The following is a 7,264-nucleotide window of genomic DNA, read 5'->3' as shown; positions in this document are numbered from 1 at the left end:
CCCCAGCGCGGGGCAAGCCCGCTCACCACGATAAAAGCAACCCGCAGGCAGCGGGTCATTGCTACAACACCGCCCCCATCGCCTTCATCAACACCAGGTCTCGCGCATAAATATCCGGCGCGTACACCAGCCCGCCTTGGCGATCCACTTCCACCGTCCAATACCCCAACAACACCGGCACCGGCGTGGCCAACCTGAACTCGTGGGTCACGCCCGTGGCGAGCAGTTCATCGGTGCGCGTGCGTTCGGCCGGGCTCACCAGCAGGTCGCGCAGCAACAGCGGCTGTTCGACCCTCACACACCCCGAACTGAACGCCCGCGGCCCTTTGGTGAACAGCGGCTGGCTCGGCGTGTCGTGCAGGTACACCGAGTACGGGTTGGGAAAGCGCATCACGATCTTGCCCAGCGGGTTGCGCGGGCCGGCTTCCTGGCGCAGCAGGATGTTGCCGGGGCGTGCCCAGTCGATTTGTTCGGGCGCCAGCGGCCGGCCTTCGGGGTCGAGCACCTGCAGGTTTTGCTGGCGCAGGTATTCGGGGTTGAGGCGGATGGCCGGGAGTTTGTCCTCGCGCATGATGGTCGGCGGGATGGTCCAGGTGGGGTTGAGCGTCAGCCGCGTAATACGTGACTTGAGCAGCGGCGTCTGGCGCTCGGCACGCCCGACTTGCAGGCGGGTTTGCCACACCGGGATGCCGCTCTGGTAAACACTCAACTGCGCGGCGGCGACGTTGACCAGCACGCCTTCGGGCTCCAGGTCCTGGGCGAGCCAACGGAAACGCTCCAGGTTGATGCGCAGTTGGTCGCGGCGCATGGCCGGGCTGATATTGAGCTCAGCCACGGTACCGGCGCCGATCACGCCGTCGGCTTGCAAGGAATGGCTGAGCTGAAAGGCCTTGACCGCCTTCACCAGCTCGTCGCGGTATTGCTTGCTGTTGCCGGCGGGTGCCTTGGCCAGGTAGCCGCCGCTGACCAGGCGTCGCGCCAGCTCCGGCACGCGCGGATCTTCCATGCCGGGGCGCAGCAACGGCCCGCTGCCGACCGGGTCCCAATGCGGCAACGGTTGCTGGCGCACGGCGGAATAGGCGTTGCGCAAGCTGCGGTAAAGATCGGCGCTGGGCCGGGCCTGGTCGAAGGCCTGGGCCATGTCGCTGAGGCCGGTGGCGGCGAACGCGAGCAGTTCGGTATTCGGGTCGCGGGTCGGTGGCTGGGAATGCCACAACGGTTCGAAACGCGATTGCTGCAGGCGCCCGAAGTGCAAATCCTGCAGGGCTTGCAGGTACTGGCGGCTGGTGTCGATATCGCTGCACAGCACGTTGGCCGTGGCATCCGGCGCAGGCAAGCTATAGTGGGTGGGGTCCAGCCCGTCGTCAGCCAAGAGCAGCAATTGAGACTGCAAAGCCTGGCGGCGCTCATCGGCGGACCACAGCGGCCCATCACCCTGCTGCTGATAGAACGCTTGCAAGCGCAATAGCGCCGCGGCGTCGATATGCGGGGCAAGGCCCGGGCAAACGCTGGGCAGTTGCGCGAGCGCTTGCTGCACCGGGCTGGTGGCGACGAGCGGCACAGGCTCGGCCGGCAGCTCATCGGCTGTCGCGACCAGTGGTGCAACGAGCAGGCAAATGCTCAAGTAACATGCGTGTTTTTTGAACAATTGACTTGGCTCCAATCCACAGCGGGGGACGCTTTGTAGATGCTGACTTTCATGTACCGCCTGGGGATGACCACCTTGGGCCTGACTACCGTGAGCCTGGCTGTGTTGAGCAATTCTGCGCTCGCCGCCAATGGCACCCCTTCTACTTTGTATAGCAGCCTGGCGCGCTCGGCTCCAGAACTCAATCCAACTGTGTTGAAAAGCGCCCTGGGCGCGGTGCAGTGCGCAGTCAATAATGGCGAGGAACGCTCGGACCGCCTGGCTGTGATCGACTACTCCCAGCCTTCGACCGCCCGTCGGTTGTGGATCTTCGATTTGCGCAAAAGGACCTTGGTGCTGCGCGACCTGGTGGCCCACGGGGCAAAATCCGGGGAAAACTTCGCCACCCAGTTCTCCAACCTCGAAGGCAGCCACCAGTCCAGCCTGGGCTTGTTCCGCACCCAGGAAAGTTACCTGGGCGCCCACGGTTACTCGTTGCGCATGGACGGCCTGGAGCCGGGGTTCAATGATCAGGCGCGCGACCGTGCCCTGGTGATACACGCCGCCGACTACGTGAATTCCGCGTGGAGCAAGCGCGAAGGCCGCATCGGCCGCAGCCAGGGCTGCCCGGCCGTGCGCCCGCAGGTGGCGCGCCAGGTGGTGGATAAGCTCAAGGATGGGCAGTTCATGTTTTCCTGGTACCCGGACCAGCGCTGGCTGAAGTCTTCGACGTACCTCAACTGCAAACCCCAACAAGTGGCGAGTAGTCGTACAATCCGTGGTGGTTAGCCTGTCCCCACAGATAAAAGAGAGCGTCGCATGCTTCTACATACCTCCACCTGGATCGAGATCGGGCAGTTTCTGGAACGCAGCCGCACGGTGGTGATCCCCATCGGTTCCAACGAACAACACGGCCCCACCGGCCTGCTGGGCACTGACTGGATGTGCCCGGAAATCATCGCCCATGAGGCGCAGAAGAACGCCGACATCCTGATCGGCCCGACCTTCAACATCGGCATGGCCCAGCACCACCTGGGCTTTCCCGGCACCATTTCGTTGCGCCCTTCCACCTTCATCGCCGCGATTGGCGACTGGGTGCGCTCGCTGGCCGGGCATGGTTTCGAGAAGATCCTGTTTCTGAACGGCCACGGCGGCAACATCGCCACCATCGAAGCGGCATTTTCCGAGCTGTACGCCGAGGCAAGCTTTGCCCGCCGCCCGGCCGGGTTTGCGCTCAAACTGGTCAACTGGTGGGACCTGGAAGGCGTCAACGACCTGGCTCACCGCCAATTCCCGGTCGGTCATGGCAGCCATGCCACGCCGTCGGAAATTGCAGTGACGCAGTGGGCCTACCCGGAGTCGATCAAGTCGGCCGACTACTCACCGCAAATCGCCAACACCGGGCCGATCCGCGAAGCGCTGGACTTCCGCGCACGCTTCCCCGACGGGCGCATGGGTTCGGACCCGGCCCTGGCGACGGTAGAAAAAGGCGGTGAGTTGGTGGCGTTGGCGGCCAAAGGGCTGGTCAACACCGTGAACACCTTCAGCAACGAAGCAAAACCCTAAGCCGAACAGAGAAGCAAAATGTGGGAGCGGGCTTGCTCGCGATGGCGGTGATTCAGTCAATAAATCAGTGACTGACACGCTGCTATCGCGGGCAAGCCCGCTCCCACATTTGGGTGTGTGCGTGTGCTGGTTGGGGTTACTTGCAGTCCTGCGCCGACAGTTCAAGCCGCGACGGCTTGATCGCCGAGGCCAGCGGCTTGCGCTCGTACAGGAACACTTTGGTGCCGTCCTGGGACTTGTAGGCCTCCAGCACATCATCGGCGGCAATCTTGCTGGTCAACACCACCTTGGCGTGACGCGAGTTCTGCGTCACGGTGAAGGTGATGCCGTGTTTTTCAAGCTTGGGCAGCACGCATTGCAGATACCCTTCAGGCGTCTTGTCGGTTTGCAAGGTCAAGGTCGGAGCGTTTGGAGCCGTGATGCAACCGGTCAGCAACAAAGAAGAAAAAGCCAGGGCCGGGACGAAAAAAGAGCGCATAAACATTCCTGAAAAGAGCAAAAAGGGTTCACGTCGATCCGCGGGTCATCCTGCGCGGACCAAGGCCTTGAGTGACGCGTCGAACTGCTTCAAGGCATCAAGCTGTACATCTCGTTGTTGTTCAATTTGCGCGGCAATCTCGGGGGCCGCCTTGTCATGCACCCAGACCGAAGCCACCTGCTTGCGCACCGAACCTTGCGCCTTGGCGATGTATTGCAGGTCGGCGTCATAGAACCGCGCGGTGAACCTGGCTTCGACCACGTCGTTGCGCTGGGTCAGCAACTGGTTATGGGTATCGAGCATCACCACCACATCCGGGTGGGCCTGCACCAGTTCATCCAGGCTGCTATAGACCGTCACCGATAAAAAAGTACCCTGCAACGAACTCATCAACCAATCAATCGCCAGTTCCGGGTCGGAGCTGTTGACGAACGCCTCGCGGATGCGCCCGTCGAGGTCATCCTTGGCGCCGTTCAAGGCCGTGGCGTGGTAGCGTTCAAGGTAGCTGAGGTTGTCGCGGGTATTTTCGCTGTACAACACACCCACCGACTGCGCGCGCGCCAGGGAGTCTACGCTACCGACGAGAGGCAGCAAATGGCTTGTACGCAGATCGTCGGCAATCGCCGGGTTGGTCAGCACTGCCGTGCCAAGCATCAACATCATTAAGCCAAGCTGGATAATCGTCCTCATCGCGCAGTTCCTTGTACAGCGTTTCGATGGGGTGATTCTCCTCCTTTAGCGTAAAAACAGAACTTGCGATCCTTGATGGTGACTATCATTTGAACCGATAGTGTCGCGTATCCCGACCTCGATAAAATTATAAGGAGCACGCCATGAAGCCCCACCAGAAAACCTTCGACCGCATCCGCGAAGCCGTATTGCCGGAGTTTCGCGAGCGGGTCGCCGATTACCTGGTCGACTATGAAAACGTGCTGCAGGATGAGGCCGCCGATACCGATCAGCGCTACGCCAGCGCCCAGCAATTGCGCGGCTACCTGCGCGGTTTGAACACCACGCGGGTGCTGGGCATGGCCGATTGGGAGGACCTCGACCGGCGTGTGTCACAAGAGTGGCTGTAACCCCTAAAGCACAGGGCGTGGCTGGTTCACCCATTCCTGCACCGACGGCCGTTGCCACTGGCGCTCTGCGTAGGCCACCAGGTCTGCCGGCACCGGGTCGCCATTCAGAATCAAGCGATTGAGCATCACGGCCAGGTCCACATCAGCAATCGACCATTCGCCGAACAGGTACGCGGGGTTGCCGGCCAGCAACGCCTGCGCCGCAGTGATCAACTTGCGCGCGGCCGCTTCGGCCACCGGCGATAACGGCGGCATTGTCTGGCCGTAGAACACCACCAGCGTTGAGCGTTCCTGGCGAATCGGCAACAAGTCACTGCGCAACCACGCCTGCACCTGCCGCGCCCTCGCCCGCTGTTTCGGATCGGCGGGGTACACCGGCGTGTCGGGATAAACTTCGTCCAGGTATTCGCTGATCGCTGAGGATTCCGACAAGGCGAAATCACCCTGCACCAGGGTCGGCACACGCTGGGTCAGCGACAGTGTGGTGAAGTCCGCCGCCTGGTTTTGCGCGGTGTCCAGGTCCAGGGTCAGCGTGTCGAACGCCACGCCTTTTTCACGCAAGGTGACAAACACCGACATCGCATAAGGGCTGGTGAACTGGGCGTCGACGTACAGGCGCAACGAGGGAAGGTTCATGGTGGGTCTCCTTGGGTGGAAGCCCAACCTACGAGATGTGCGGCCAGAAAGACAATGCGCGGTTTTTATGGGGGCATTCCTGGCGGGAATGCTGGCGGTAGTGGCAAAATCATAGCGATTGGCTAGTCTGCCTGGTCGCCCCGCTACTCACTCGTTATCAAGGAATGATCACCTCATGAAACAAGCAGTTGTCGTCATCCACGGCATCGGCGAACAGCGCCCGATGGATACGTTGCGCGGCTTCGTCGAAGCGATGATCCCGGCGGATACGCCTGACGGCACACCGTTCTACTGGAGCAAACCGGACCGGCTTTCGCGCAATTTCGACCTGCGCGTGTTGAAGTCATCAGGGCGCACCAGCACGGATTTCTACGAATATTACTGGGCCCACAAGATGCAGGGCACCAAGGTCGGCCATTTGCTGGGCTGGCTGTGGGACATCTTCAAACGCCCACGCCGCGATATTCCCGACGCCATCGTGCCGATCTGGCGCTCCACGCGCTGGACGGTGATGGTGCTCGTGCTGTTGATTGCCACCGGCACCCTCGCCACGGCCTGGGGCCAATTCGATCACGACACCAACCCCTTCGCTTTCGTCCCGCTGTTGCTCGGTGCGCTCGGCTTGGGGCTGCGTTATTCCGCGCTGTCCTACCTCGGCGACGCGGCCCGTTACCTTAGCCCCAACCCGCAGAACGTGGTGGTGCGTGAGCAGATCCGTGCCGACGGCGTGGCGTTGCTGCGCGCGCTTCACAACAAGGGCGACTACGACCGCATCATCGTGGTGGGCCACAGCCTGGGCAGCGTGATTGCCTACGACATCGTCGGCTACCTGTGGCACGAGTATCACGACCAGTTGACCAAGGTCATCCCCAGCAACCTGGAGCTGGCGGCGCGATACGCCGACCATGAGCCGCTGCAACCGGTGATCAAGGAGGCACTGCACAAGGCCGGCGCCGCACTTGATGGCAGCCTGAGCAGCACGCTTAACTTTCGCGCGCTGCAAGCTGCTGCGTTTGTTGAACAGCGCGGGTTGGGCAACCCGTGGCGCATCACCGACCTGGTGACGGTCGGCAGCCCGATGGCGCACGCCAGCTTGTTGCTCGGCCGTAGCGTGAGTGATTTCAAGCAGCGCATGGAACGCCGCGAAGCGCCGGCTTGCCCGCCCACGGAAGATGCCAAGGGCTACGGGTACAACGCTCGCCAGCCGGTGATGCTTGGCGATAAACCGTTTACGCCGCAGTACTTGCACCATGCGGCGGCGTTTGCGGTGACGCGCTGGACCAACCTGTATTTTCCGGCGCCGTACGGGCTGTTTGGTGACATCGTCGGCGGCCCGGTCAAGCCGGTGATGGGTGCAGGGGTGCTGGATTTGCCGGTGACCGTGGGCACCTGGAAGGGGTGGCTGGCGAGGTCGTGGTTCAGCCATACCCGGTATTGGAGCGAGCGCGGTGGGGTTCAGGGGTATCTGGGTGCGCTTGGGCAGAACGAGGACGCGATCGCTCGCGGGGCGCGGCCGTCGGCGACGGAGGCGTTGCGTTGGGCGGTGGACCTCAAGGGCTTACGTCGGTTTCGGGTGGCGGGGGGTAAGGAGGGTTTGGTGCGTGCGGGGGTTTAGGGGTTTTTTGTGCATATCCGTTATTTGGGTGATGGCTTGGATTGGTTCCGCTCTTACAGCGGCTCACTTTTGGTGGAGCGCAAAAGTAAGCAAAACGCTCTTGCCCCTCCACTCGGCACCTCGCTTAAGCTCGGTGTGCCCGCACTCCGGCTTGAATCCGTGGGCCGCCGCCACGCGCCATCCATGGCGCGGGGCGGCTAACCCGGCATCCTTGCCGGGTTGCCCACGGATTCAAGCCTGCGTGCGGCCATCGTGGTTAACGG

8 protein-coding genes are annotated in these 7,264 nt (G+C 62.3%); 4 read left to right on the top strand and 4 right to left on the bottom strand.

Annotated elements, in window-relative coordinates:
* Nucleotides 1-61: 61 nt before the first annotated feature.
* Nucleotides 62-1,648, bottom strand: coding sequence for a L,D-transpeptidase family protein (locus WBB95_RS04235; RefSeq protein ID WP_424486448.1), 1,587 nt, complete (start codon nt 1,646-1,648; stop codon nt 62-64).
* A gap of 39 nt (nt 1,649-1,687) precedes the next feature.
* On the opposite strand from WBB95_RS04235, the gene WBB95_RS04230 reads away from it, so the two are divergent.
* Nucleotides 1,688-2,416, top strand: a complete 729-nt coding sequence (locus tag WBB95_RS04230; protein ID WP_424486447.1) for a murein L,D-transpeptidase catalytic domain family protein — start codon at nt 1,688-1,690, stop codon at nt 2,414-2,416.
* A 30-nt stretch (nt 2,417-2,446) separates the two neighbouring features.
* Nucleotides 2,447-3,193, top strand: coding sequence for a creatininase family protein (locus tag WBB95_RS04225; RefSeq protein ID WP_424486446.1), 747 nt, complete (start codon nt 2,447-2,449; stop codon nt 3,191-3,193).
* A 136-nt stretch (nt 3,194-3,329) separates the two neighbouring features.
* Here the strand turns inward: WBB95_RS04225 and WBB95_RS04220 are convergent, their stop codons facing one another.
* Both WBB95_RS04220 and WBB95_RS04215 read right to left on the bottom strand, forming a co-directional pair.
* Entirely contained in the window at nt 3,330-3,671 is a 342-nt protein-coding gene (locus WBB95_RS04220; protein ID WP_424486445.1) for a hypothetical protein, read from the bottom strand.
* A 45-nt stretch (nt 3,672-3,716) separates the two neighbouring features.
* A complete protein-coding gene (locus WBB95_RS04215) occupies nt 3,717-4,361 on the bottom strand; it encodes an ATPase (protein WP_424486444.1) in 645 nt (214 codons plus the stop codon).
* Between the two features lie 143 nt (nt 4,362-4,504).
* Here WBB95_RS04215 and WBB95_RS04210 point away from each other — a divergent pair, with 143 nt between their 5' ends.
* Complete coding sequence (locus WBB95_RS04210) at nt 4,505-4,750, top strand: hypothetical protein (RefSeq protein WP_424486443.1); 246 nt, start codon at nt 4,505-4,507, stop codon at nt 4,748-4,750.
* Nucleotides 4,751-4,753: 3 nt separating this feature from the next.
* Here the strand turns inward: WBB95_RS04210 and yfcF are convergent, their stop codons facing one another.
* A complete protein-coding gene (yfcF, locus tag WBB95_RS04205; protein ID WP_424486442.1) occupies nt 4,754-5,386 on the bottom strand; it encodes a glutathione transferase in 633 nt (210 codons plus the stop codon).
* Nucleotides 5,387-5,561: 175 nt separating this feature from the next.
* On the opposite strand from yfcF, the gene WBB95_RS04200 reads away from it, so the two are divergent.
* A complete protein-coding gene (locus WBB95_RS04200) occupies nt 5,562-7,001 on the top strand; it encodes a hypothetical protein (protein ID WP_424486441.1) in 1,440 nt (479 codons plus the stop codon).
* The last annotated feature ends 263 nt before the right edge of the window (nt 7,002-7,264 follow it).

The sequence above is a fragment of the Pseudomonas sp. genome, from assembly GCF_049645325.1.
Classification (GTDB): domain Bacteria; phylum Pseudomonadota; class Gammaproteobacteria; order Pseudomonadales; family Pseudomonadaceae; genus Aquipseudomonas.
This window is presented reverse-complemented; position numbering and strand designations above follow the sequence as displayed.

Bases quoted from the DNA above. Each gene is read 5' to 3' on its own strand.
- WBB95_RS04230 (WP_424486447.1), top strand. From the start codon at position 1,688: ATGCTGACTTTCATGTACCGCCTGGGGATGACCACCTTGGGCCTGACT.
- WBB95_RS04225 (WP_424486446.1), top strand. From the start codon at position 2,447: ATGCTTCTACATACCTCCACCTGGATCGAGATCGGGCAGTTTCTGGAA.
- WBB95_RS04220 (WP_424486445.1), bottom strand. From the start codon at position 3,671: ATGCGCTCTTTTTTCGTCCCGGCCCTGGCTTTTTCTTCTTTGTTGCTG.
- WBB95_RS04215 (WP_424486444.1), bottom strand. From the start codon at position 4,361: ATGAGGACGATTATCCAGCTTGGCTTAATGATGTTGATGCTTGGCACG.
- WBB95_RS04210 (WP_424486443.1), top strand. From the start codon at position 4,505: ATGAAGCCCCACCAGAAAACCTTCGACCGCATCCGCGAAGCCGTATTG.
- yfcF (WP_424486442.1), bottom strand. From the start codon at position 5,386: ATGAACCTTCCCTCGTTGCGCCTGTACGTCGACGCCCAGTTCACCAGC.
- WBB95_RS04200 (WP_424486441.1), top strand. From the start codon at position 5,562: ATGAAACAAGCAGTTGTCGTCATCCACGGCATCGGCGAACAGCGCCCG.